The sequence below is a fragment of the Pseudomonas sp. TE36184 genome (genome assembly GCF_054060055.1).
This window is the reverse complement of the sequence record NZ_JBSSCU010000001.1, coordinates 489,271-514,723: the sequence shown is the minus strand read 5'-3', so window position 1 is coordinate 514,723 and position 25,453 is coordinate 489,271. Positions and strand designations below refer to the sequence as shown.

The window sequence follows — 25,453 nt, the reverse complement described above, 5'->3', positions numbered from 1 at the left end:
TTACATAGGCAAGACGGGCGTGGCCGGGCACTACCGAACTTTTGTCACGAAAGCTTCATTTTGGATTGAGTGGGGGGCATTTTTTGGGGAGGGGGGTGATCGGCTACATGTCCGGTTCTTTGGGTTCTGATCCATGGAGATATCTGATCTATGGAGATCAAAATGTGGGAGGGGGCTTGCCCCCGATGGCAGTGGATCAGTCATGCATGTAGTGACTGACACACTGCCATCGGGGGCAAGCCCCCTCCCACCTTCCAGCCGAGTTAGCCTTGAAACACCAGCCTGCTATTAGGCCGCCGCGCCAACAGCAAAAAAACGGGGCAATCACTGATTGCCCCAAACGTACATCGAGAGGTCCTTCCACCTACAACGTGATCTGCTTGCGCTCCTCATCCGTCAACCGCGCACGCGCCTGTTCGCTCAGCGGCCCGGCGCCCAGTACCTGCACCGGGCTATTGGGGTTGTACCCCGAGGTCTTCGGCTGTTCCTGCGGTTCGCGCTGCACCGGCTCGGAGCCAAAGCTCAACACTTCCACCGTCACGATCGACGCCCTGCCCTGCTTGGCCGCCGCCTGCTGGCTGCGCGCCGCGTCTTCCGCCGCCTGGGACGCCGCCGCCCCCGCGGCGCTGGCCGAGGTCATGGCGCCGGTGTTGACGGTGGCCGTCACCGGCACCCCGGACGACTTGCCCTGGGTCTGGATGTTCGCCGCGTTGACCACATGCAAGGCGGCGATGTTGACGTTGCCCGAGACCCGAATGCCCGCCTCGCCCGCGTCGATGGTGCCGGCCGGAGCCAGCAGGTCGATGTCACCGGCCGGCACTTCGGCGATCGGTGCCAGTGTGGCAATACCGGCACCGGCGCTTGGCACATTGGGTGACAAGGTCACGTTGCCCCAGGTGTCATAGAGCCGCTTGGGCGGTGTGTACAGCACGGTGGTTTTCGAGCCACGGCCGGCGTTGATGTCGCCTTCGTTGGACCAGGCGAGAATCGCCCCGCCAAAGGTGGTCATGATCCGGCTCTGGCCTAGCAGGATGCTGCCCCGGGAATACAATTGAATATCCCCGGCACCCTGCGTGAGGACCCCGGCACTGGCTGGCGGCACGTTGCCTTCAATCCCGAACACCTGCTGCCCGCCAGGGCTGAGCATCTGGATATTGCCGCCAAACAGGGTATGCACCCCGGCACCGCCGTACAGGGTGATGTCGCCGTTGTACACGATCGGGTTACCCGCCACGTCCTTGCTCGGCAACAGTGCGTTGATGGCCGCGCGGCTGCGGACAAAGCTACCGGAACGCGGGCCAGCGGCCAGGTTGTATTCGCGACCACCTTCGCGCACTTCGGCGAAGTACACCGAACGGGCGAAGATGCGTTGCTGCTCGGGGCCCAAGCCTGCAAAGTACGCCCGCGCCTGCTCGGCATCGCCGCTGAAGGCGTAGCGCTCGTTGAGCCATTGCAACAGTTCGGCCTCGTAGGTTTTCGCCACCTTGCCGGCTTGCGCGGCCAGCGCGACACCCTCGACCGCCTGATTGGCGCGGTCCAGGTAGGGCGTGACGAACTTCAGGTAATCCAGGCCGTTGAGCCCGACCCCGGCTTCCAGCACGATGGATGCCCCCGGACGGGAGTCGCCCGCCGCCACCGGTCCCAGGCTGGTGATGGATGCTTTGTCGGCCATCAACAGGTTGCGCCCGGCACTGACTTCCAGGGTGCCGGGGCCGGCGACGTTGAAGCTGCTGTAGAGAATGTCGCGCCCGGCGGAAACCACTGACACGTCCTCAGGGCGGCTGTGAACGAACAGGTTGCCGCGGCTTTCACCCAAGTAATCGCCGTTGTAACCCAACAGTTTAGGAAGCACCGTCGACGAGCCCATATCGGTACCTGAACTGACAATGTCGCGCCCCGCCCGCATCCAGACCGGGCCTGCGGACTCATAGCGGACCTGGCCTTGACGCGGGCTGCCGAATGTCAGGATCTCACCGCTGCGCAACCCTACGATGTCGCCCTGCTGGGCATAAAACCTGGCCGGTTCTGCCTGGGAAGCCGGACGCGCAAGATCAGTCGCGCTGCGGAAGGCGAACAAGGAAAGGTCGTCCTGTATCGCGTCACTGCCCAGGTTGTTGACGACCAGGCTAAACCCGTTCCTGCCGACAAAGGCTGGCGCGAACGGCGTCGGTATAGCACCCTGGCTGTCACCCGACTGGTTGACCGCATAACCGCTGGCGTAAATTGAGTCCCCGGCCAACATGGCCAATCGTCCTTTGCTCGACGGCGCCAATAACAGCGAATAAGCAGGATTGTTAGGCAGCGGGCCAGCACCCAGCGCGGATGCGCCGAGATAAATACTGCCATTGGCTGCTACCACGCCGAGCTTGGAGGGGAAGATGAAACGCCCGTCCGAACTGGAGTAGTTTTGCTCGGGCAGAGGATTCAGCTGGCCATTGGCGCTCAGCGACATGCTCTGCACGCTAGGCGTCAAACTGCCACCTGCGGAGAACAAGTCGATGGCGGTACGCTCGGTCCATAATGAGAACCATGTGGTGCCATTGCCATAAGCGCTACCGTTGTAACTGAACGCTTGGGTATTTTCGGTAGAGACGCGTCCAGGGTCGCCGGTCCCCGCCAACACCAGGTCACCTCGCGTCGACAGGGTGGCCGTGGCGTCGCCCAGCATCAAAGTGATCCCGCCCGTGGCCGTGCCCAGGCTTGCGGTGTACGGCGAGTAGGCTCGGCTTTCCTTGACATCCTGATCGTTACGCATACTGCCGTAGTTCAAGGCAATGCCCCCCAGGCTGCCTGCCTGCAGGTTCAAGGCGCCACGCAGGTTGGTCAGCACGCCATTGAGGCTGAGTGTTTGTGCCTTATAGTCGACTGATTGCAAGCTGGCGGTATTACTGCGGGTCGCACGAGCGTCCAGCCCAGGGTTCAAATCGCCTCCCATGCGTACATCCAGGTCGCCGCCCCCCGTCAACAGCAATTGACCGTCCACCACCCGCCCGGTACTCCCCACTGCCAACACCAGGCCTTCACTGCGCGGTGCTCTCAAGCCATCCACGGAGCCACGGCGCGTCTGCATGCCACCATCGCTGCCCAGGTCCAGGGTCAGATTGCCGCCGCCCAGCGTGCCGACACCGGTGAACCCCACCAGGCGTGGCAGCTGGTCTATCTGTGCAGCGTCGTCAAAATACCGGTTGGCAGTGCCGCTTTTGCCCTTTATATAAGTGCCAAAGTTGATCCACCAACTGGTCGGTATCGGGGTGACACCCGCCGTGCTGCCTGTGCCTTGGCGCCACAACCAGTTGCCCAGGTTCGCACTGTTGAGTTGGCTGCGACCGTCATTGTCCATTGGCCTATCTTGCATCGACGTCCAGACAGCGCCCGTCAGGCTACCGCCGGTGCGCAGCAACACGTTGCCGCCGCCGTCGGGGTACCAGGCGGCGTAAGGGCTGGCGCTGCTTTCATCGACCAAGGCTTCATACGCCTTGGCCGCGCTGCCCAGCACCGTCCTATCCGCAGCGGTGACGCGAGCCTGGTTGAAGTCGGCGGCGGCACCACCTGCGCGAGACGCGCTGGACGCCCCTGCGGTGTACACGCCGTAGGGCGATTGCATTGAGACGTTGCCCGCAGCGATCAGATCCAGATCACCGGTGCCGGTGCGCAGCACACTGAAATGCTGACTCACGGGTGAAACCAGTTTGACCGGACCGACGATCACCTGCTCAGGGATTGCTGGAGTGGGTTCGCCCAAGGAAACGCACAGATCTGCGTCGCACGTGCTTTCATTTTCGGGTGATACCGGCGCCCCGGGAGTAAAGCCAAACAACTCGGCTAAGTCGCTCCACACGTAGTTGACGCGCACGCACAAGTCCGGGCAAGAAGCCCACTCGGACTCCGGCACCGGAGTACCCGCCGTGACGCCGAACAGCTCGGCGGCAAAGTCACTCCAGTACCAGGCGCCGCCTGGCCGGGCCGGTTGCCCCGGGATGGTGGTTTTACTGTGAGTCTCGTAAATGCCGTAGTGCGTGTCCGCCAGGGTCAGGTCGCCGGCAAAGGCCGGCTGGATAGAACGCGTGTCGGCCGCCTGGGTATCAGCACCGGACACCAGACGCAACGACCACGACTGCGAGCCTTCGGCCAACATCGGCGCCACAGCCCAGTTCTGGCGTGCCGTGGCGCCGGTCACGGTGTGCAACGGCACCGATATCGCGCCGTTCGGCAGTTTGACGTCCGTGCCATAAGGAATCAGCGCGCCAACCTTGAGAGCCAGGTTCACAGCCAGCAAAACACCGTCGGTAGCACTGCCGATCAGCACCCCTCGGCTGGGTAACGGCACGCCGGCCGGCCAGGTCATCGCGCGCAGGGCGGCAGCGCCCGCCAATACGGTGCCGGCGTCCAGTCGTGTATCGGCAGCGAGCACCACAGGTTGTTGCAACAACGTGCCGGCGGCATACAGCAGGTTGCCGGCGCTGTCGCGAACCGCCGCGCTCAACACGGTATTGGCCGGCAGGGTCAGTGGCGCATCGAGGATGCCCTGCGTCGGCAGCACAGTGCCTTGCGCCAGCGTGGTGGCCTGGATCGGTAACGAGTAGTTGAGGGTCTTGCCAGTGGGGAATGCACTGCCCTCTGCCAGCACCACACCAGGGCCGGGCACGATCACATCGCTGCCGAACCCTTGCAGGCCGGGAGTCAGCACCCAGCCGTTGTCGTCCGGGGTGGGCGGCGGCGGGGCAAAACCGTCGTTGATGCTGCCGTAGACGTCCAGGTTGCCACCGGCACGCACCACCAGGCTGCCGACCTCGCCCGAACCATACACCGACGTCTTCGGCGTATTGCGGTTGAGGCTGGCATAGCGCATGCCCGACAGGTCCAGGTCGCCACTGACCACCAGATCGCCTTCGGCGACGATTTCCACGCCTGGGCGCAGGTGGAAGGCGTCGGCGTAGCGGCTGTTGTTCAAGCCCGCCAGCTTGCCTTGCGTCAACCCGAGGTTGTTCAAGGCATTGTTGATAAAGGTTTCACTGAGCGCGTGTTTTTTATTCAGGTAATCCTGATCGATCATCTGATACGGCCGGCCACTGACCGACGGCTCAACGCCGGGCGGCGCATCGGTGTAACGGGCAACGGCGTTCAGCGCGATGGAGCGAGCGCCAAGGATATCGACGCGCCCGCGCGCATCGATGGCCACATCATTGGCATTCAGCCGGGGGGCATTCAGTTCCAGGGTGCCACGGGCCAGGCCGTCGTATTGCCCCGGGCCACGGCCCAGGACCGCAGCCGTGCCGTGGCGCACGTCGATACGCGCGCCATCGGCCAAGGTCAATTGACCGTCACCGCTGTTGAGTTCAACCATCGCCCGGTTCGGCGCATCGATGATTTTGCCGTAGCTGTCGACCCGCAACGCCGTACCGTGGGCATCCAGCACCGCACTGCCGGCGAGGGTCAGACCCTGCTTGCCGGCCAGGCGGATACTGCCGACCCGCTCACCACTGGCGTCGATAGTGCCCACCACCGTCAAACTGCCGTTATCCACCGAGACGTTGACCTGATTGGCCTTGAGTTCATCGCCGATAACCAGGTTGCCCTGCTTGAGCTGGAAGCTGCGCGAACCCCACACCTGTCCCTGGTTCAAGCGTTGGTTCAACGCGGCGAAATCCCCCATCTGCTGCGCACGAATGTCCACCCCGCCCGCCTGGTACGGTACCAGGGTGCCACCGGCATCGTAATAGCCGCTGCTACCGGCGCGGATCTGCCCTTGCAAGTCGACCTGCCCTGCTCCGGCGTCCACCGCCACGGCTTTGAGCAGGCCACCTTGGTTGTATCGGGCTGACAGGTCGACGAGCGCACCTGCGGCCTGATAAATGTTGCCGTGGCGGCTTTCCAGGCTGACGTCACCGCCCCAGCTGTATTTGCTCACGTCGTTGTTCCGCACGGTGCGACCACTGAGGTCCAGACGCGAAGAGGCGCCCAGGGTCAGCGCTTCATCGGCGCTGAGGGTCAGCTTGCCGCTGGGCAACACCACCGCCGTATCGACCGCCACGCTGCGCCCGGACAGCAATAACTCGGCGCCCAACGCGTCGATGGCCGTCGCATCCGCCGGGGCCGCACCGTTGGCCGGGGCCACTACGGTCACTGCGCCACCGGCGGTGATCCGGTTGATCGAACCGGCTTCACCGGTCAACAACGGCGCGGTGATGGTCAAGTTGCCGCCACTGTAGGCAAAGCCCTTGCCCGCTTCATAAGCGCCCTGGGACTGATGCACCGCCAGGCTGCCTTTGTGGTTGGCCGTAATGCGTTCGTCGGCGTTGAGGTGGACATTGGCAAAGCCCAGGGTCATGCGGCCATTCTCGGTCAGGCCATCGGGCTGGGCGTTGCGGCCATAGCCGAATTCGATGCGCCGAGCCTGCAGCTCCAGGGTGCCGCTGCCAGTGCCCGCGCCTTGGTTGATCACGGCCGGCGGCGCACTGGTATCGCCTCCCCACACCAAGGTGCCGGTCTGGATCAACGCCACATCCGCCGCGTTGCCATAGCCATAGATCGCCGGAGTCGTCAGTAACAGTTCATCCAGCAGTGACTTACCCGAGCTGTCGAGGGTGCTCAGGGTGGCGCTGCCATAGAAGTTCAAGGATTGCCCAGCTGTCAGTGCCAGGCTTTTCAGGGCCGGTGCGCCGCGTGAGGTATCGCCGCGCAACAAGCGATCCATCACTTGCTGATTGAGGGTCAAGCCCGACGGCAACACGCCGCGCGCGGCTGCCTCGGCCAACGCCTCCGGGCTGCCGACGTTGATCCCACCCACCGCCAGCGCCAGATGACGGGTGCCGTAGCGCACACCGTCACCCAAGGCAAAGCGGTTGGTGGTGGCAAAGGCAATCGAGCCCTCGGAATACAGTGACGTTTCACCGCTGCAAGCCCCTGGATTGCACTGGCCGATCAGGATGCTGCCTGGTCCTCTATTATTGTCGCCAGCGGTTGGGGCCAGCATCTGCAAGCGCCCATTGGACACTGCCAGGACACTATGAGCGCCTGGTCGATAGATAAAACCATCATCCGAGTCATAGGCAGCCTTGCCGAGCCCCAGGGTGTTGATCGACGCACCTTGTTCGATCTCAATGGCGCCCGAGGACGTACCCGTCATCAAGAACACTTCCGGCGCCGCCAAGCTCGCACCTTGACGCACAACCACCGAGTTCGCGCTGGATCCTGTGTCGAACCCGACGAAATTACCACCCTGGCCGTACATCACCGTCGTCAAGCCGCCCACCACCAAACGGGCGGCCCCCAAGGCATTCAAATCGCTGGCGCGTACCGCCACTGTCGACGGCGTGGTACTGGCTTGGGCAGTGTCAGAAATCACCTCGATAGCGTCGCCCTGCACCGTTACAGTGGCACCGAATCCACCCTCCGCGGGTTTAAAACGCCCCTCGCCATCAAAGGTGAACCCCACGTCTTTTTGACCGGCGATCAGTTGCAACTTCAGGGTTTTGGCGTCGGCTTCAAGGGCCGCACGCGGGACGCCCAGGCGCGCAGCGTCAGCGCGCACGAAGTCTGCGTAACGGGTTTCGTTGTACTGGGAGTACCGGCGCAATACCGCCGCCGGCGTGACGATCACCTGGCTCGACAGGCTGTCGCGAATGCCGGTGTGGGCAATCGACAGGAAGCCCTCGGTTGACCAGGAACCGTTATTCATGGCCGAAGCGTTCGGCATCGAACCTGCGGCAAACGCCGTTGCCAAGCCGTTGATCTCGACCCGAAACGCCCCCGGCAACAAGGCGTAACTAGACGGCAGCAAGGTGTAGGTCCCCGCCGGCAAGCCTGGAACCCCGGCACCGATACTGATTTGTTGCCCCACCAGCGGCTGGGTCGCACCCGGCTCGCCACCGCTGGGCGCGACTCCCGGCTGGGCGCCGGGAACAATCGCATAGATCGGGTTGGTAGCCAGCCCCGGCAAGGTAAAGCGCCCGTCCGCACCGATTTGCACCAACGGGTTGTAGCGCGCATCGGTGGAGCCGCCGCGCCCGGAGACAAACGCCGCGCCGAGCAACTCGCCGCCACCGGCAAGGTCCAGCACCGCGCCCTGCTGCACATTCAGCGAGCGCCCGACCAATTGCATACCAACGGCCAGACTGCCCGTGTTATAGGTGCCGCCGACGCCCAGCAACTCCACCTGTTTGCCGTTGTACTGCCAGGTCACGCCGTCGACTGTCCCGCCATACGGCAGCACCAGGCCACCGGCGCTGACGGAGGTCAGGCTGCCAGGCAACAGGTTGATCACTTTGGTGGAACGGACGATGCCGCCATCCATGCCCAGGGTCAGCACGCCCATGGGCGCCCGTAACACGCCGCCTTGTTCGATGGTCGAGGCACTCAGCAGTAAGCTGCCAAACACTGAATAAGGTTGCGCCGGGGCCTCACTGCCGACCCGGCCGATGCGCAAGGTGCGTGTCGGGTCAAAGTCGCTGTTGGGCCCCGTGTAGCCGGCCGTGACCTCGGCAACGGCCCCCGTAGCCGGGTAAATCTGCGCCGCCGTCAGGCTCAAGTCGGCCTGGGTGGTCAAGGCGGTTTTAGTATTGTTCGCGCTGCGGGCCAGAAAGCGCATATCCCCCAGGCTGACCAACTGGGCCTGATCGAAGGCGCGTCGGTCAATGCCGTTGGCCAACGCCTTGGAGCGCTCGGCATGGGCACCGAAGTTGAGGCTATCACGCACATCCAGCACGTTTGCCGCTTCAACCCTCAAGAGCCCGGCTGTACCCTGCGTGGAAACGCCACCCTGGACCGTCGGACGAACGGCGCCGTCGCTGCCCTGGCTGTTGTTGCCAACCCCGGCCAGGCGTACATAAGGCGCCGCCAGGAGCACCTGGGACTGTCGGGGCGCGCCATCCGTCAACGCCATGGCCCCGGAATACAGGCTCAGGCTCTGCCCCAGACGCAGGGATACGTCACCGTCGAAGCTGATCAGACCATTGCTCAACAGCGACAGGTTATCGAAGCCGCCGGCGTCGACCTGGCTGACCGTGAGCCGGCCATGACCGTAGACCAGGCTGCCCGCGGCCGATTCGGGGGTGCTGCCGGCGGGCAACGGCACGCCCGGATCGGCGGCACTGACAATCAATTCACGGGCTTGCCGCACGCGAGCCGCGGCCGATTCGGCGTACAGCGGCGTTTCCAACGCCAGGCTCAGGGAACCACCCGCCGCACCGGCACCACCGCTACCGGCCTTGAGCGTACCGTCGAGGTACACGCCAGTGTTGGATGCCAGGGAGATGTTGCCGCCACGGCTGGCGATCACGCTCGGGCCGGCACCGTCCAGGTCCAGCACCGCCTGGCTGCCGGAAGCGTCAAGGCGCGCGCCTTCGCGCACCACCACAAACAAGTTGGCGGCGGAGGCGATCCCAGTGGCCGGGTCGATCACCCCGCCAATCACGATAGTGCCGCCCTGGCCGACCGTACCGTAGCGCCGGCCGAGACTGTCCACTGCGGTGAACGCCCGCCCGGCCACGTCCAGTACTGCGTGTTCACCGATCCAGATCGAACGGCCATGGCCCTGGTTTTCAACGCCATCGGCCACGTTGGGTTGCACGCTGACAGCGCCCAGCGTGATGCTGCCACCCCAGGCATTCAGGCTGCCATCCACGGTCAACTGGCCAATGCTGCGTAGACTGATCGCTTGACCCGGATCAACCTCAATCCGCGCGCCCTGGCCGATGCGCAGTTGCGCCGACGCCATCTGCGCCGCTGTCGACAACAACGTACCGGCTTGCAAGCTCACACTCGCGCCTTTGCGGGGGGTCAACAGGCCCTTGGTGGGGTTTTCCTGATACTGCGGCGGAGTCCAGATCTCCAGCGCAGTGCGTGGCGCTGCACCGCTCGCCACGCTTTGTGCGTTGTCATTGAGGCGGTACACCGGGGTTGTCACGGCAAGCTGGGTGCCATCGGCGACCACCAGACCTTCATTGCCCGTGATGTCATAGGCGCCAAAGCCCTTATTGAAGAACCCACTGCCGAGCTGCAACGTCCCGGTACCTGGGGCAACCGCCGAATCGCTGATCAGCACCTGGCCGGCCTGCACACTCAGGCGCCCGCCGCCATTGACCCCATACCCGAGCAACTCACCGTCGAGGGCCAGGCTGCCTCGGCTGTCGCCACTATTGGCGTTGGCCGCGAGCGTCAGGTCACCACCCTTGCCGCCAGTGAGCTGGCCCTTGGCATCCAGGGCTGCGCCGGATGACACGTCGACCTGGCTACCTGCCGTCAGGGTCATATCACCGCTACTGCGCAACGCCACGCTGCCGCCGTTGAGATAGGGCAAACGACTGCCATCGCCGGTGCCCAGCCGCTGATTGCTCCACAAGCCGCTGGCATCCAGGGACACGCCGTTGTTCACCGTCAGGCTGCCACGCCCGCCGAGGGTCACATCGACTTTGCCGGCGGGGGTGATCTGCGTTTGTACGTTACCCAACTGCAGGCTGCCGGAATGCGCGGTCAGGTTGGCATTGACCTCGATTTTCGGAGCAAACAGGGTGATGTCGCCGGCTGCGGCCACCTCCAGCGCACTGTTGACCAGAATCGAACCGGTGCTGGCGATTTTGATCGCGCCCAGCTCCGTCGCGTTCAAGGCATCGGTGTCCAGATAGAGCGTGGACACCCGATCAGCCGGCAGTGCGGTGGTCAAGTCCAGACCTGCGGCGATAGCCGCCGCCCGCTGCCCGAGCACGACGTTTTTCACCGTGCCGGCATCCGCCCCCAGGGCGTACTGCAACGTGGCGCTGTCCTTGACGTAATACGGCACGTAACTACCGACCACGAATTGGGCACCGCGGGCCACGGCTTTTTGCGATTGCAAATAACCGTCCAGGCCTTTTTGCGCGGCCTGGGTCTGGCGTTCGCCCTGATAGGTGTCACCCACAACCTGGCCCTCCAGAACCGCACTGGCGGTACTGACGACCAAGCGTCCGGCATCGCGCCCCACGGTGTAGGCACCTTCTGAACGCTCACGCGGGGCGATCAAAGGGTTGTAGTAATACTCGGTCACGCCCCAGCGCTGGCTGTGGTCTTCATAGCCTTTGTAAATCCCGCTGTAGAGCAAGTCCCCCGGCGCGGTGGACAGTTCATACAAACGCCCGTCCGGCCCTTTGAGCCAGGTTTGCTGGACCTTGCCCGCCTGCACATCGAGGGTGCCGCCGGACAGGTTGATCTGCGAACCCTGTTGGGTCACCACGTCCTTACCGCTGAAGGTCACCGTACCGCCCTGGGCCATCCACTCGCCAATGCCGTGGTTACGGGTGCCCAAATAACCGCCCACTTCCAGCAGGCCACCCGCGGTGTACCAGCGGTCGGTGGCATAGCCATTGGTGCCAGCCGCGACAAAAATCAAGTCGCGGACATCCACCCACACATCGTTGTTATTCAGGGACTTGTCGTCGCGATTGACCGCCGCATCGCGCTGCTCGTTGCCTTGGATATTGACCTTGACGCTATTGGACGCCATCGACACCTTGACCCCGGTGGCGCCGGACACGTCGATCACCGCGCCGTCGCGCACCAGGGTGCGCTGCGCAGCCTTGATACCGACTTGGCCGCCAGTGGCCAGGGTCACGGAACCGCTGCGAAAATCCACCGTGCCGTCGCTGGTGATTTCCACCAGGGACTGGTCACGGCGGTAGGTATCGGCCGGCACAATGTTGCCGTTCTGATCGAGCGACGGCGTCATCAGCCCGGCGCGCTGGCTGTCGAGGGCGCTGCTGCTGTCGAGCAAAATCGCGCTGAGGCTGCCCTCGCCCAGGGTCACGCTAGCGTTGTTGCCCGTGCCCTTTACATGCAGGGCACCCCGGGCTTCCACCGACGAACTGGCGAGTAACACACCGTTTTGCAACACCTGCTGGCCAGCCAGGGTGATGTCACCGGTAGAGGCCTGAATGAGCCCGCTGTTGCTGACCTTGCCGCTGCCGGTGACGCTGACTTCATTGCCCCGCGTGGTGGACGCGACATTGCCATCGGTGCTGTAGCCCTTCTTGATCACAAAGCTGTCGCCCGCCGCCAGGGTGGTCTGGCCTCGCGCGGTGGAAATGGTCCCGGCGTTCTCCACCTCTTTGCCGAGCAACAGCACATAACCGCCGCCCGCAGTGGAGGTGGCGGGCACCTGGGTCTGGATCTGCGCGCCACGCTCGACCGTCACCTTGCCGGCGGCCTGGGTGAATCCGGGCGCGCTGTTGCTTGAACTGTACAGCCCCTTGGCGGTGAATTGCTCATCGCTGAAGCCCGTGGCGGCAGCCACCAGGTTGCGCACGTTGACCTGGCTGCTGCCGCTGAACACGACGCCGTTGCTGTTGAGGATCAGCACCGTGCCGTCAGCTTTGAGAGCCCCTTGGATCTGGCTCGGCGCCGTGCTGTTGTTGACCTTGTTGAGCGCGGCCCAATCGCTGTTCTGTTGGAACTGCACGGTGGTGTTGCGACCGATGTTGAAGGTGTCCCAATTGAGGATCGCCTTATCGGCCGTTTGCTTGATCGAGACCAGCGTCTTGCCGTTGGCATCGGTTTGCACCGGCCCCTCGGCGTTGACGAACAGCGGCTTGCCATCCGCGCCGATCACCACATTCAAGCCGTTGCCGCCCAGACCGTTATGGATCGTCTCCGGCCCCGCGCTGGCGTTATTGCGGGCAGCGGCCTGCGCCGCCTGTTGCGCGGCAATTGCGGCGACGCTGGTGTTGAGGGTCTGAAAGGAGCGTTGCAACTGCTGACCAAGCGCCTGTTGCTGGGCCAACGGCGGCGGCGTTCCCGGTGACGTCGCGCCAGGGCGTGCGCCGCCATCGGCCTGCGTCACGCCCTTGGCGGCAAACCAACCCGAACTGAACGCCTGGGGCTGCGCCGCGTGGGCACCGCCGGTAAACACCAGCAGTGCGATCACATGGGCCAGGGGTTTAAGGCGCAACACCGGTTGACCGGCAGTGGCAGGCACGTTGGCAGCGCGGTTGGCAGGCAGCTTCAGACGGGAACGCATCACTTACAGGTCCTTTTGACGGGGCAGGCGAACGACGGGCGCGCGAACACTGCGCGGGCACGTGTTGTGGTTATTGCTTAAGGCGGTTGCCGAGGGGTGCGACCGAACTGATGTCACACAATGTTCATACAACGCGGTTCAACTGGCGGGTCGCGATGCACAACGACAAAACCGGCAATGACACGAAGTCATTGCCGGTTGTGGGGCCAACCCTGTCGAGACGGGGTGTTACAACGGACGACCGATACCGTTGCAAGTGTTGGTGTCGCCGATGCGCAGCGAGCTGGTGGTGGCAACGAAGTTGTCGTAGACCGCTTTCTGCCAGGTGGTGGACAACGGAATGAACGAGTGGCTGCTGATAGCCGCGTTATTCACGCCGGTGTAGTGACGTTTCAGGAAAGTCTGGATGCGGATGTTGTCAGTGGAGTCTTTGTAGCACTGGCTGAAGACCAGGTTGGTGTAGCCGACGATGGGGTAGCCCGCAGTCGGGTTGGCAAACGTAGGGACCCAGTTCAACGGGTCGGCGGCGGCGGCGGAACCGACGGCCGGTGGCGCAATAGTATCGAGAGAAGCTTGAACGTTCACTTCAGTCGGCAGGAAGCCATTGACCGACGCAACGGCGGCGGCGCTGTTGAACGCTGCGTAGTCAGGGCTGACGTAACCGATGGCACCATTGTTATTGGTGATAGCAGTGGCGACACCTTGACTGCCGGTTACAGCGAGGTAGCTTGAACCGACCGGAGCGCTGGTGGCTGGGTCAAAGCCGATGGCGGTGACGAAGCTGTTGCTGACATTCGGTACCGATGCGGGTTTTACCGCTTTGAGGTGGTTGGTAAAAATCTCGGTGGTACCGCTAGTTTCCTGACGGTAGACCACTTTGATCTGCAGGTCTGGACCGGCAGCCCCGTTGAATTGCACGTCTTTCCAGTTAGTGATCTTGCCGGCGAAGATATCAGCCAACTGAGCACTGGTGAGCTGCAGCGAGGTTTTACCGTCGATGTGGTAAGGCACGGTCACCGAAGTGGCTTCAGCCGGGACTTGAACCAGCGGGCCATAGGCGGCGCGGCCTTTAACGGTATCAGCGTTGTAAGCAGCCAGTTCCGCGGCGCTCACCACCGAATCGCTACCGGCATAGTCAACGGTGATACCCGAGGCCAATTTCAGCTTGGTCGAATCGTTACCGAAGAACGCCTTCTTGCCGTCGCCGCTGCCTACACCGATGTAGGGGCTAAAACCTGGAATGCTGGCAGAGAGGATGCCGGTAGCCGTCGTCGATGTGGCAGTGCTGCCGTAGAGTTTTTCCGGCAAGGTGGCCCCGCCACCGACCACTGCGGCCATGGATTGGGCCGAAGCCAGTGCTGCAACTGCCAAAGAGGCCGCGATCATAGTGCGCTTAAACATGAAGAATCTCCTTTCGTCGTGTTTGTACGTTTGAGGTAGATGGCTCTTGCATGACGCCATGGCTTCGGTCCCAAGCCGTGTTCCGGGGGTGACTGGGGTGAGGCCATGGCTAGAGAATTTCGCAGCTTCCGATGACAGCTAAGGGAAAAAACCTCGGGAGGAAGGGCTTGATTTTTAAAAAGATTCTCGGGTGTTTTGGTCATGGTTTTGAGCGGTTTGGAGGCAGGTGACAGCGCGGTTTCAGTGGGGGTTTCGTCAAGGCGGCGTAGGCTGCGGCGAGGGGTTTGGCTGTGACGAAACGATGAACCCGAGGTTGCGGGCTGGCGGTATCGGCCCACCCCAAAATCAACTGAACAGGTAGGGTCCAATGTGGGAGGGGGCTTGCCCCCGATGAGGGAGTGTCAGCCAAAGATGCATAGACTGACCCATCGCAATCGGGGGCAAGCCCCCTCCCACATTCAGGTCACCAGTTGGTTGATCTCGATGATCGGCAACAGCACCGCCATCACGATCACCAGCACCACCGCGCCCATCACCACGATCATCAATGGCTCGAGCAACGCGGTCATGCCCATGGCACGGCGTTCGATGTCCCGCGACAGGGTCTGCGCCGCGCGTTCGAGCATGGGCGGCAGTGAGCCGGTTTTTTCACCGCTGGCGATCAGGTGGATCAGCACCGGTGGGAACACCTTCTCCACCGCCAGCGCCGGAGCGAGGTTGACGCCCTCGCGCACTTTGGCGGTGGCGTCGTTGACGCACTGGCTCAGGCGCTCGTTGGACAGGGTCTGGCGCGCGGCTTCGAGGGCGCGCAACAGCGGCACGCCAGCACCGCCGAGGATCGCCAGGGTCGAGGCAAATCGGGCGGTGTTCAGGCCCAGCACAAAGCGCCCGATCAGCGGCAAGCGCAGCACGCGGCTGTGCCAGTTCAAGCGCGCCACCGGGTCGCGCAGGTACAGGCGCCAGCCCCAGAAGCTGCCGACGATCCCGGCAAAACACAGCCACCCCCAGGCGCGGATGAAGTCGCTGGCGTTGAGCATCGCCAGCGTCAGCCCCGGCAGGTCCTGGCGCGCCTGGGAGAACGCGCTGACCACCTGGGGCACTACGTAGCTGAGCAGGAAAATCACAATGCCGATGGACACCAGCCCCACCACGCCGGGGTAGATGAATGCGGTGAGTATCTTGCCGCGCAGGTTGTTGCGCTCCTCGATGTAGTCGGCCAGGCGCTCCATCACCTGGGCCAGGTCGCCGGACTCCTCCCCCGCCGCGATCAGCGCACGGTAGATCGACGGAAAGTCCCGCGGCCGTGCCGCCAGGGCATCGGCCAGGCGCATGCCGCCGCGCACATCGGCGCGCACGGCGGCCAGGGTCTGGGCGATGTGTTTTTTCTCGGCCTGTTCCACCGTCGCGCTCAGCGCCGCTTCCAACGGCAGGCTGGCACCGAGCAGGCTCGCCAGTTGCCGCGTGGCCCAGGCCAGGTCGTTGTCCGACAGCTTGGCGCTGAACAGGCTGCTGCCGCCCGCGGCCCGTTGACCGCCTTCGACCTGCACCAGAAGCGCGGTCAGGCCACGGCTGCGCAACGCGGCAAACGCCGCGCTCTGGCTGTCCGCCTCCAGGTGCCCGGCCTCGACCTTGCCGCTGGCGTCGGCGGCTTCATAGCGATAGCGATTCATCAGGCGTCCCGTGTTACGCGCAGGATTTCTTCGGCCGCGGTGGTGCCGCTGCGCACCCAGCGCTCGCCGTCTTCACGCATGCTGAACATGCCGGCGCGGCGTGCCGCCTGGCGCAGCTCCTGTTCGCCAGCGCCCTGGTGGATCAGGCTGCGCACCTCGTCGTCGACGCAGAACAATTCATGGATACCGGTACGCCCGCTGTAGCCGATCTGGTTGCACTGCGCGCAGCCCACCGGGCGCCAGGTGCCCGGCACGGCCGGGTCTGCCTGCTTGCAGTGCGGGCACAGGCGCCGCACCAGGCGCTGGGCCAACACGCCCAACAGTGAAGACGCCAGCAGGAACGGTTCGACGCCCATATCGATCAGGCGGTTGACCGCCGACACCGCGTCGTTGGTGTGCAGGGTGGCGAGCACCAGGTGGCCGGTGAGCGAGGCTTGCACGGCGATCTGGGCGGTCTCCAGGTCGCGGATTTCGCCGATCATGATGATGTCCGGGTCCTGGCGCAGGATCGCACGCAAGGCCAGGCCGAAGGTCATGTCGATCTTGGCGTTGACCTGGATCTGGCTGATGCCCGGCAAGTCGTACTCCACCGGGTCTTCGACAGTGAGGATATTGCTGGTGCTCGCATCCAGCCGCGCCAGCGCGGCGTAGAGGCTGGTGGTCTTGCCGCTGCCGGTGGGCCCGGTGACCAACACGATGCCGTGGGGCTGGCGGATCAGCGTGTCGAGGCGCGCCAGCAGTTGCGGCTCCATGCCCAGGGTCTCCAGTTGCAGGCGCCCGGCCTGCTTGTCCAGCAAGCGCATCACTACGCGCTCGCCATGCCCGGTGGGCACTGTCGACACGCGGATATCAATCGGCCGCCCGGCCACGCGCAGGGCGATGCGGCCGTCCTGGGGCAGGCGTTTTTCGGCGATGTCGAGCTGGGCCATGATCTTGATCCGCGACACCAGCGCGCCATGCAGCGCCTTGCGCGGCGAGACCACGTCGCGCAGGGTGCCGTCGACGCGGTAGCGCACCACGGAGTGGGTTTCGTAGGGTTCGATATGGATGTCACTGGCCTCATCGCGGGCGGCCTGGGTCAGCAAGGCGTTGATCATGCGGATCACCGGCGCGCCGTCCTGGGTGTCGAGCAGGTCGGTGATCTCGGGCATGTCCTGCATCAGGCGGTCGAGGTCGACTTCGTTTTCGGCGGCACCGACCACCGCAGCGGCGCTGCCGGTGTCGGCATAGGCGCTGGCGAGCAGGCCGTCGAGTTCATCATCGCGCACCTGTTCAAGGCGGCTCTGGCCGAACTGACGTTGCACTTCGCTGATCGACCAGCCGGGGGTCGACGGGCAGACCGTCAGCAGCAGGCCGGCCTCGCCGGGACGCAGGAGGATGCGTTGGGATTTGGCCCAGGCGTAGGGGAGCAGGCTCATGGGGTTGACCCTTTTGGATTGAGTACATATCCGTTGCTGCGGTAACGGCGGCTTATGGTTCCGCCCTTACGGCGGGCCGCCGCGCAGTGTAAATGTGGGAGGGGGCTTGCCCCCGATAGCGGTGTGTCAGTCAATTCATCTGTAACTGAACCACCGCTATCGGGGGCAAGCCCCCTCCCACATTTTGAAGCGGTGAGTGCCCAGGAGTTTTCAGTCAAATCCGACTGCACCCGTCTGGGCACTGCATTGATTGCAGCGGGGTTGTGGCACAAATCCAGGCCATGAAAAAACACCGCCCCCCCGCGTAAACACGATGCGAAGCGAGCCGCTTTTGATCTTAAACCACGCAAGCCTGCGTTCGGGCACACCGAGCCCAAGCGAGGTGCCAAGTGGTGGGGCAAGGGCCCTTGGGTTACTTTGGGGTTTTTCCAAAGTGACCCGCCGTGAGGGCGGAACCATAAGCCGCCGTTAGCGAAGCCCCGGATATGCACTCGCTCAACATCAATCACGAGCCGGCACCGCCCTGATCACCGCCCTCGGCCCAGCCCCCGGAATCGCCTTCTCCACCGACGGCAACTGCGGTGCCTGCACATCCGGCATTGCCCAACTGCGCTCCGGCTGCAAGCCTCCCTGGGCGCGGCGCATGAACTCATAGCGGTTCAACGTGATACTGCGCCCCGCGCCACTGTCGCGAATGATGTAAGGGCGCAAAAACACCATCAGGTTGGTCTTGTTCACACTGCGCTTTTCATTGCGAAACAACGCGCCCAACCCCGGGATATCCGACAGCCACGGCACCGCGTCATTGCTCTGGCTGTAGCCGTCCTGCAACAACCCGCCGAGCACCATGATCTGCCCGTCGTCCAACAGGATGCTGGTATCGATCGCCCGCTTGTTGGTCACCGTGCCCGCGTCCACCGACGCCCGCGCGTCCACGCTGCTGACTTCCTGGTAGATATCCAGCTTCACCGTGCCGCCTTCGGAAATCTGCGGGCGCACGTTGAGCTTGAGCCCCACTTCTTCGCGCTGCACGGTCTGGAACGGGTTGTTGCTGGTGCCGCCGCCGCCCGTCACATAGCTGCCGGTGACGAACGGAATGGTCTGCCCGACAAAAATGCTCGCGGCTTCGTTGTCCAGGGTCAGCAGGTTCGGTGTCGACAGCACGTTGGTGCCGCCCTTGCTCTTCAAGGCGCGGGCCAGCACTTTGAGGTCGAGCACCTTGCCGATCCCGGGGATGTCGACGCTGCCATCGACCAGGCCGATATTCAGGCCCTTGGGCAGCACATCGATGCTGGTCTTGCTGGTCGACGTGCCATTCACCCCGCTGCCCCCCAGGTTCACCCCGCCAAAACCGCCCTTGCCGCCGAGGTTGCCGGCCTGCCACTGCACGCCGAACTCGCTGGCGTCGTCTTCGTTGACTTCGACGATCAGGCTTTCGATCACCACCTGAGCGCGGCGCTGGTCAAGCATGTCGATCACTTCGCGCAGGTTGCGGTACAGCGGGTCCGGCGCGGAGATCAGCAAGGTGTTGGTGGTGGCGTCGGCCTGGATCGTCACGCCGCCGGCGCTGAACGCGGTGTTCTGATCGCTGGGGCTGCTGCCGGTCGCCGGTTTGTCCTGGCCATACCCGGCCTGCACGCCGCTGCCGGTGGGCGTGCCGCTGCTGTTCTGCGCGGTGCTGTTGCCCTGGGTGCTCTGGGCATTGCCGCCCATGGCACTGAGCTTGCCCCGCGCCTCGTCGCTGACGCCAGACTCGCTCTCGCCGGTGAGCAAGCCGCGCAGCGACTGTGCCAGCTTGCCGGCCTGGGCGTTGCGCAGGTAGACCACGTGCATGTTGCTCGGGTTGCTCTGGGCATTGTCGAGTTTGTAGATCAGGTTGCGCGCCAGCTCGGTGCGCTCGGGGCTGCCGGAACGGATGATGATCGAGTTGGAGCGCGGGTCACCGATCACGTTGATCTTCTGGGTCTGGTCGGCGCCCTGGGTTTCCAGGAGTTCGCTGACCATGGCGGCGATGTCCACGGCGATGCCGTTCTGCACCATCACCACGTCGGTGTCGATGGCGCTGGGGGTGTCGATGCCGTCGATGATCTGCGCCACCCGCGCAAGGTTTTCCGCGTAGTCGGTGATGACGATGCTGTTGTTGCCCGGGTAGGCGTTGATCGGGTTGTTCGGCGACACGATCGGGCGCAGCACCGGGATCAGGTTCACCGCGTTTTCGTATTGCAGGCGAAAGGTGCGGGTCTGCATGCCGCTGCTGCCGGCGCTGTAGATCGGCCCGCCGAGCAACTTCGCATCGGCCTCCGGCACCACCTGGGCCACGCCGCCGACGTCGACCACGCTGAAGCCCTGCATGCGCAGCGCCGCCAGCAGCATGTCGTAGGCTTGATGCGCCGGCACCTGGCCTTCGCTGACCAGGGTCAGGTTGCCTTTGACTCGAGGGTCGACCAGAAACTGCTGGCCGGTGGCACGGGACAGCGCGCGCACCACCGCCTGGATATCGGCATCGACAAAATTCAACTGCACCGGCTGATCGCCCAGTGGGTTGCGCGTCTTGATCGCAGCTGGCGCGTGGCCACGGGCGCTGTTGGTCAGCGGGTGCTGGACGCGGGGCTTGGGCGCCGGCTCGCGCTGGCGCTCCAGCACACTCTCGCTGCTGCGCCGGGTGTCGGCCAGGGGCTGGCCGAGTTCGCTGTCCACCTGCAACGGCTTGGTCGGCGACGGGGTGTTGCTGCACGCGCTCAAGGCCAGTAACAGCAGCGGCGCGACCTTGCGAAAAGGCGCAGGGTTGGGGACTGACCACTTCATGAAGCTTCCTTAGCGCCAAGCGCCTGATCCATGCGAACGGTCCCGGACACAGTGCCGGCCGAGTTGTCGATAGCGTCCGCGCTACGCTGCAAGCGCGCCTCGGACACCTCCAGGGAAAACGAACGGGGATTGCCCAGTAACCAGTCCATCACCGCATCGGCCGGCGCGTTGTCGAAGCTCAGGCGCCAGGCGCCGGCATCCAGCGCCTGCAACTGGTAACGACCTTGCAGGCCGGCGCTGTCCAGGGCCTGTTGCAGCGTGGCGGCATCAGCGGGCCGCGGCGCCGCGACGCCCTGCAACAGCGCGTGCAAGGTGGCAGCCTGGGTGCGCAACTTGGGGGTTTCGGCCTGCCAATACGCGATCGTCTTCAAGGGCGGCTGAATCAGCACCAGCCAGGTCAACAGACCTGCCAGCACCAGGCCGGCGCCGCTGAGCATGCGTTGTTCGCGCAGGGCCAGGCCGCTCCAGAACGCCTGGGCCTGGCTGCGTAGACGGCGCCACTTATTCATCGGCGGCTCCCGGTTTTTCGGCGGTTTCCACCGGGCCCAACGTCCAGCCATGCTCATCGCGGGTCGCGCTAAACCCGGCCTGGGCCAGCGCCGCTTGCCCATCGCCCGGCGCCGTCGGGCTACGGCTGTCGGCCAGCAAGCCCACGTGCAAGCGGCCCTGTTCGAAGCTCAGGTTGTCGACGTTGCCGACCATGAACGGCAGGCTGCTGCCGGCCACTTGCAGCAGGCTGCCAAAGCGCTGGGCGGGGTCGGCGGCGGCGCCGGTTTGGCGGGCGGCCAACTGTTGGCGGGCCTGCTGCAAGGGGTTGAGGATCACCGGTAATTCGGGGAAGGCCTGGCGCACCTGCTGGCTCAGCAGCGCCTTGAGCTGCTGGCCTTCGCCCGCCTGGCGCGCGGCGTACAGGTTCAGGCCCAGGGTCCAGACGGCAGTGGCCAGGGCGACAGCGGCCAGCGCCCTGCCCCAGCCACCGCTCGCCGGTGGGTTGAGGCGGCCGTGCAAGCCCCAGCCAGGCACGGCGCCACTCCAGCGTTGCGCCTCCGGCGCCAGCGGCACCTCCAGCCCTTGATCCAACACCTGTTGCCCGAGCGGATGCACCGCCGCTTGATGCAGGCTATGGCGTGTCAGCAAATAACCGTCGTGCATGGCCGCGGCGCCGAGCGGCAAGGCATACGGCGCCGGGTACAGGCCGCGCAACCTGAACTGGCCCTGCGCCAACACCTGGCCCAGGCGCTCCAACCCGGCCGTGGACACCCAGGCCACCTGCACGCGCCCATCGCTGTCGCGCGGGCCGTGGGCCACCTGCATCTGCTCCACCGGCCCGAGGATCAACGCCTGTGCGGCACAGGCCACGGCGGCGGCGGTTTTGGTGGCGGCCAGCGGCGGCAGCTCGAGGCTGGTCGACAGGCTGTCGGCGGGGTGCAGAAAGCACTCCACCGACGGCTTGGACCGGCCCAACTGCAGCAGGCTTTCGCAACCCTCGCTCACCACGGCGCCGCGCTCCAGCCAGGCAAATTGCACCTGGCTGTCGACCGTCAGTTGATCAAGTGGCGGCAAGCCGATCCGCAGGCGTTTCATGCGCCCACCCGCGACCAGATCACCTGGGGCCGGCGGTCTTCGGGGCGATGCAACAACGCGTCGATCGTTACCCGGCGCTGTTCACGGCGTACCTGGCCCTGCAGGCGAAACCACTCGCTGGTAATGCCCACCTGCACGCTATCCACCGCCACTTGAGGCAGGTGCAGGCGGTTGACGAAATCGCCACGGTTGATAAACCAGCGCCCGCTGTCGCGCTCGGCCACCAATGCCTGGGCCTGGGCCAGGCTGAGTTCCGGCACCACCGCGCTGAGCACTTCGGCGCTGGCGGTGTTGCCGTTGACCCAGGTATTGCCGGGCAGCACGCCGACGAAGGTCTGCAGGTGTCGCAGCAGCAGCGGGTCGAGCCCTTCGATACCGCTCAGGTCATCCAGGCTGCGCAGCATCGGGTAGCGCGCCGGCAGCAGCGTCTTGTCGGTACGTTGATCATAGGAGGCGATCACTCGCCGGCTGATACGTCGGCTCACGGCCGGGTCGATGTCGATCAGGCGGCACAGGCGCTCGAAAGCTTGCAGTTGTTCGGCGTCCAGCCGCTGGCGATTGACCAGGTTGCGCAGGTTGAACTTGCCCTGCTCGTCCTCCAGGCGCCCTTCAAACGCCCCGCCTTGGGGCCGCGCCCACGGCTGATCGAGGCGCGTCAGCACGTCCTTCTGGCGCGCCTCCCACAGCAACAGGCGGCTGTGTTCCAGGCGACCTTGCAACAGCCACTGACCCTGAATGCGCAATTGCTCGGCCTCCACGCTGCGGGTGAATACGCTCTGGCGCGTGAGCATGGCACCGGCGATCACCGCCACCACCGCCGCGATCAGTAACGCGCTGATAATCGCCATGCCGCGCTGCTTCGCCGCTGCGGGCGAATCCCGTTTCATCGCGCGCCTTACAGCTGCCAGGAGCCGATATCGGCATTCACGCCGTCGCCATCCGGCTGGCCGTCGGCGCCCAGGGAGAACACATCGACCTCGCCGTTGGCGCCTGGGTTGAGATAGTGATAAGGATGGCCCCACGGGTCATTGGGCAGACGGTCGAGGTAGGCGCGCCAGTTGCTGTTTTTCGCATCCGCCGGGCGTTCCACCAGCACTTTGAGGCCCTGGTTCATCGTCGGGTAAGTGCCGTGGTCGAGGCGATAGAGTTTCAGCGCCTGCATCAACCCGCCGATGTCCTGTTTCGCCGCGGTGGCCCGCGCCTGGTCCGGACGGTCGAGTACCTTGGGCACCACCATCGCCGCCAGAATCCCGAGAATGACCACCACCACCATGATCTCGATCAGAGTGAAGCCACGCTGGCCGCGAGGGCCTGGCAGTGGGGATGTTAGGCGTGCGATATCCATCTCGACATTCCTTGGCTTGAGTGCATTTCGGGGCGCAGTGTTGCAAGAACACATGTCAGTCGTATTGAAAATCCTCGGGAGTTTCGGTCGCCAATCGGTCAACTGCCAGCGCTAGGCTGCGCACCTGTTTCCAGGCTTTGAGAACGCCATGCGCAGGCACCGCAACGAGCGAGGTTTTACCCTGATTGAAGTGCTGGTGGCGCTGGCGATCATCGCGGTGGCCATGGCCGCGGCCGTGCGCGTGGCCGGGTTGATGACCCAGAGCAACGGCCTGTTGCGCGACAAGTCGATGGCGATGCTGGCGGCGCAAAGCCGGCTGGCGGAGTTGCAGTTGGAGGGGCGTTTGAGCAGCGGTAAGAAGACCTTCGCGTGCGATCAGGGCCGCTTGAAACTGCGTTGCGAGCAGACCCTCAGCAACAGCCCCGACAGTCAGTTGGTGCAGGTCGATGTGCAGGTGCGGGACGCCAGCCGCGAGGCGCCGCCGTTGGCGCGCCTGGCGACGACCCTGGCCAGGCCGCAGGTCAAGGCCGAGTGAGGCGTGGCAATGCGGGCGCCTGCGGCAACGTGTCGAGCTGCACGCGCACCTTCTCGCCGCCGCGCTCGATCTCGACACCGTCGCCCGCGATGGCCGTCAAGCGCACGCCGGGGCTGAGGCGCTCGCCGAGCAGAAAACTGCGCGGAGGGCCATCGTTGAGGCTGAGGATCGCCACCGCACCCCGCGCTCCGGCCAAGACCCCCGAGACCTTGACCTGCAATGCCGTCGGCGCCGTGGAAAACCACTGCAACGCCGGGTTATCGCTGCGCGCCGCCAACACCTCGGCGGCCACCGGCGGCGTGTGGGATTCGGCGGAAGTGAGCAGCAACGGCGTCCAGACCGCCACGCCGGCCAACGCGGCAACCACGGCCAGTGCCTGCACGCCGAGGGCGGGAGAAAAACGAAGGGCAAGTGCCATGGGTGGACCTCCTGTTTGTCCGTGGCATCAGCCTACAGGCCAATTCGCACGTTTTTATTTCATAACCTCGCCAGCTTTCCAGGTGCCGCCCCATGAAACAGCAAGGTTTCACCCTGATCGAACTGATGGTGGTGCTGGTGATCATCGGCATTGCCAGCGCCGCCATCAGCCTGACCATCAAGCCCGACCCGCTGCACCTGCTGCGCAAGGATGCCGAGCGTTTGAGTCAGTTGCTGCAAGTAGCCCAGGCCGAAGCCCGCGCCGATGGGCGGCCGATCACCTGGCGCGCGGACGCCAAGGGTTTCCGCTTCAACCGTCGCAGTGATGACGGCCTCGGCGTGGAGTCATTCCAGGGCGACACCCAACTGCGCCCGCGCCTATGGGAGAGCACGCCGATGCAGGTCACGATCGAGCCCCGGCAAACCTTGGTGCTCGACGCCGAATGGATCAACCCGCCGGTGCGGGTCGAGCTGTCCGACGGGCAACACCGCCTCAGCCTGCAACGTGATGCCGCCGGTTTGATGCGCGTGGTGAGCCAGCCATGAGTGCCTCGCAGAAAGGCTTCACGCTGATTGAGGTGATGGTGGCGATCATGCTGATGGCGCTGGTCAGCCTCATCGCCTGGCGCGGCCTCGACAGCGTGACCCGTGCGGATCAGCACTTGCAGGCCAGCACGGAACAGACCGAGGCGTTGTTGCGGGCGCTGAACCAGTTGCAGCGCGATCTCAACATGCGCGCCAGCGTGGAGCTGAGCGTGCCGGCTTCTCTGCAAGCCGATAAAACCAAGCCCAGCGGGTTGGCGGCGGTGACGGTGCGCAGTTCCGACAGCAAGGGCTTTCGCCTGGACGTGATCCGCAGCGCGCCGGTCGCGGCGGATGGGCTGCAACGGGTGCGGTGGTGGCTCAAGGGCGACAGCCTGTACCGCGCAGCCGCACCGGCGCGGGATCGCTTTCCGTTGCCGGCGGCTAAGGATGGGGTGGTGGTGTTGACCGGGGTCAGTGATCTGCAGGTGCGGGTTTGGGAGGCGGACAAGGGCTGGCGGCAGTTGAGCGGGAATCGGCGGGAAGATCCGCTGGGGCTGGAGGTGAGCCTGGTGCGGCAGACGGCGCAGGGGGTGGAGCGGTATCGGCAGGTGGTGGGGCCGCTTTGGTAGGGGTGGGTGATGGGGGCATATTCGTTTTTTCGGTAATGGCGGCGGTTGAGTACATATCCGTTTTTTTGGTAACGGCTGCTTAGGGTTCCGCTCTTACAGCGGGTCACTTTGGAAAAGCCTGTACGGACCGGACACATGG

General features: G+C 64.6%; 13 protein-coding genes. 3 read left to right on the top strand and 10 right to left on the bottom strand.

Features of this window, described 5'->3' with window-relative positions; all coding sequences use genetic code 11:
- Positions 1 to 364 precede the first annotated feature (364 nt).
- The 9 genes from ACVWZP_RS02405 to gspG all read right to left on the bottom strand — a co-directional run bounded on the left by ACVWZP_RS02405 (position 365) and on the right by gspG (position 23,208).
- Positions 365 to 12,985 (bottom strand): filamentous haemagglutinin family protein, encoded by a 12,621-nt coding sequence (locus ACVWZP_RS02405; protein WP_457369340.1) that lies wholly within the window; start codon positions 12,983 to 12,985, stop codon positions 365 to 367.
- Between the two features lie 228 nt (positions 12,986 to 13,213).
- On the bottom strand, positions 13,214 to 14,386 hold the full coding sequence (locus tag ACVWZP_RS02400) for a substrate-binding domain-containing protein (protein WP_457369339.1): 1,173 nt from the start codon (positions 14,384 to 14,386) through the stop codon (positions 13,214 to 13,216).
- Between the two features lie 458 nt (positions 14,387 to 14,844).
- Positions 14,845 to 16,056: a type II secretion system inner membrane protein GspF gene (gene gspF, locus ACVWZP_RS02395; RefSeq protein ID WP_457369338.1), complete on the bottom strand. Its 1,212-nt coding sequence runs from the start codon at positions 16,054 to 16,056 to the stop codon at positions 14,845 to 14,847.
- Complete coding sequence (gene gspE / locus ACVWZP_RS02390; protein ID WP_046489235.1) at positions 16,056 to 17,474, bottom strand: type II secretion system ATPase GspE; 1,419 nt, start codon at positions 17,472 to 17,474, stop codon at positions 16,056 to 16,058. Before gspE ends, gspF begins: the two co-directional genes overlap by 1 nt.
- A gap of 501 nt (positions 17,475 to 17,975) precedes the next feature.
- Entirely contained in the window at positions 17,976 to 20,279 is a 2,304-nt protein-coding gene (gspD, locus tag ACVWZP_RS02385) for a type II secretion system secretin GspD (RefSeq protein ID WP_457369337.1), read from the bottom strand.
- Positions 20,276 to 20,788, bottom strand: coding sequence for a type II secretion system protein GspM (gene gspM, locus ACVWZP_RS02380; RefSeq protein WP_017849138.1), 513 nt, complete (start codon positions 20,786 to 20,788; stop codon positions 20,276 to 20,278). The genes gspD and gspM overlap by 4 nt, the downstream gene beginning before the upstream one ends.
- Positions 20,781 to 21,863, bottom strand: coding sequence for a type II secretion system protein GspL (gene gspL, locus ACVWZP_RS02375; RefSeq protein ID WP_457369336.1), 1,083 nt, complete (start codon positions 21,861 to 21,863; stop codon positions 20,781 to 20,783). The genes gspM and gspL overlap by 8 nt, the downstream gene beginning before the upstream one ends.
- Positions 21,860 to 22,750 (bottom strand): type II secretion system minor pseudopilin GspK, encoded by an 891-nt coding sequence (gspK, locus tag ACVWZP_RS02370; RefSeq protein ID WP_457369335.1) that lies wholly within the window; start codon positions 22,748 to 22,750, stop codon positions 21,860 to 21,862. The genes gspL and gspK overlap by 4 nt, the downstream gene beginning before the upstream one ends.
- An 8-nt stretch (positions 22,751 to 22,758) precedes the next feature.
- Positions 22,759 to 23,208, bottom strand: coding sequence for a type II secretion system major pseudopilin GspG (gene gspG, locus ACVWZP_RS02365; RefSeq protein ID WP_017849135.1), 450 nt, complete (start codon positions 23,206 to 23,208; stop codon positions 22,759 to 22,761).
- Positions 23,209 to 23,356: 148 nt separating this feature from the next.
- Between gspG and gspI the strand changes: the two genes are divergently transcribed.
- Entirely contained in the window at positions 23,357 to 23,743 is a 387-nt protein-coding gene (gene gspI, locus ACVWZP_RS02360; RefSeq protein ID WP_017849134.1) for a type II secretion system minor pseudopilin GspI, read from the top strand.
- Here gspI and ACVWZP_RS02355 read toward each other — a convergent pair.
- The gene (locus ACVWZP_RS02355; protein ID WP_046489241.1) at positions 23,730 to 24,161 is read right to left on the bottom strand and encodes a type II secretion system protein N; all 432 of its coding nucleotides are present in this window, start codon (positions 24,159 to 24,161) and stop codon (positions 23,730 to 23,732) included. The two genes, gspI and ACVWZP_RS02355, sit on opposite strands and share 14 nt — an antisense overlap.
- A 92-nt stretch (positions 24,162 to 24,253) precedes the next feature.
- Between ACVWZP_RS02355 and gspH the strand changes: the two genes are divergently transcribed.
- Both gspH and ACVWZP_RS02345 read left to right on the top strand, forming a co-directional pair.
- Entirely contained in the window at positions 24,254 to 24,706 is a 453-nt protein-coding gene (gene gspH / locus ACVWZP_RS02350; protein ID WP_046383040.1) for a type II secretion system minor pseudopilin GspH, read from the top strand.
- A complete protein-coding gene (locus ACVWZP_RS02345; protein ID WP_046383039.1) occupies positions 24,703 to 25,314 on the top strand; it encodes a type II secretion system protein GspJ in 612 nt (203 codons plus the stop codon). Before gspH ends, ACVWZP_RS02345 begins: the two co-directional genes overlap by 4 nt.
- Positions 25,315 to 25,453: the final 139 nt, after the last annotated feature.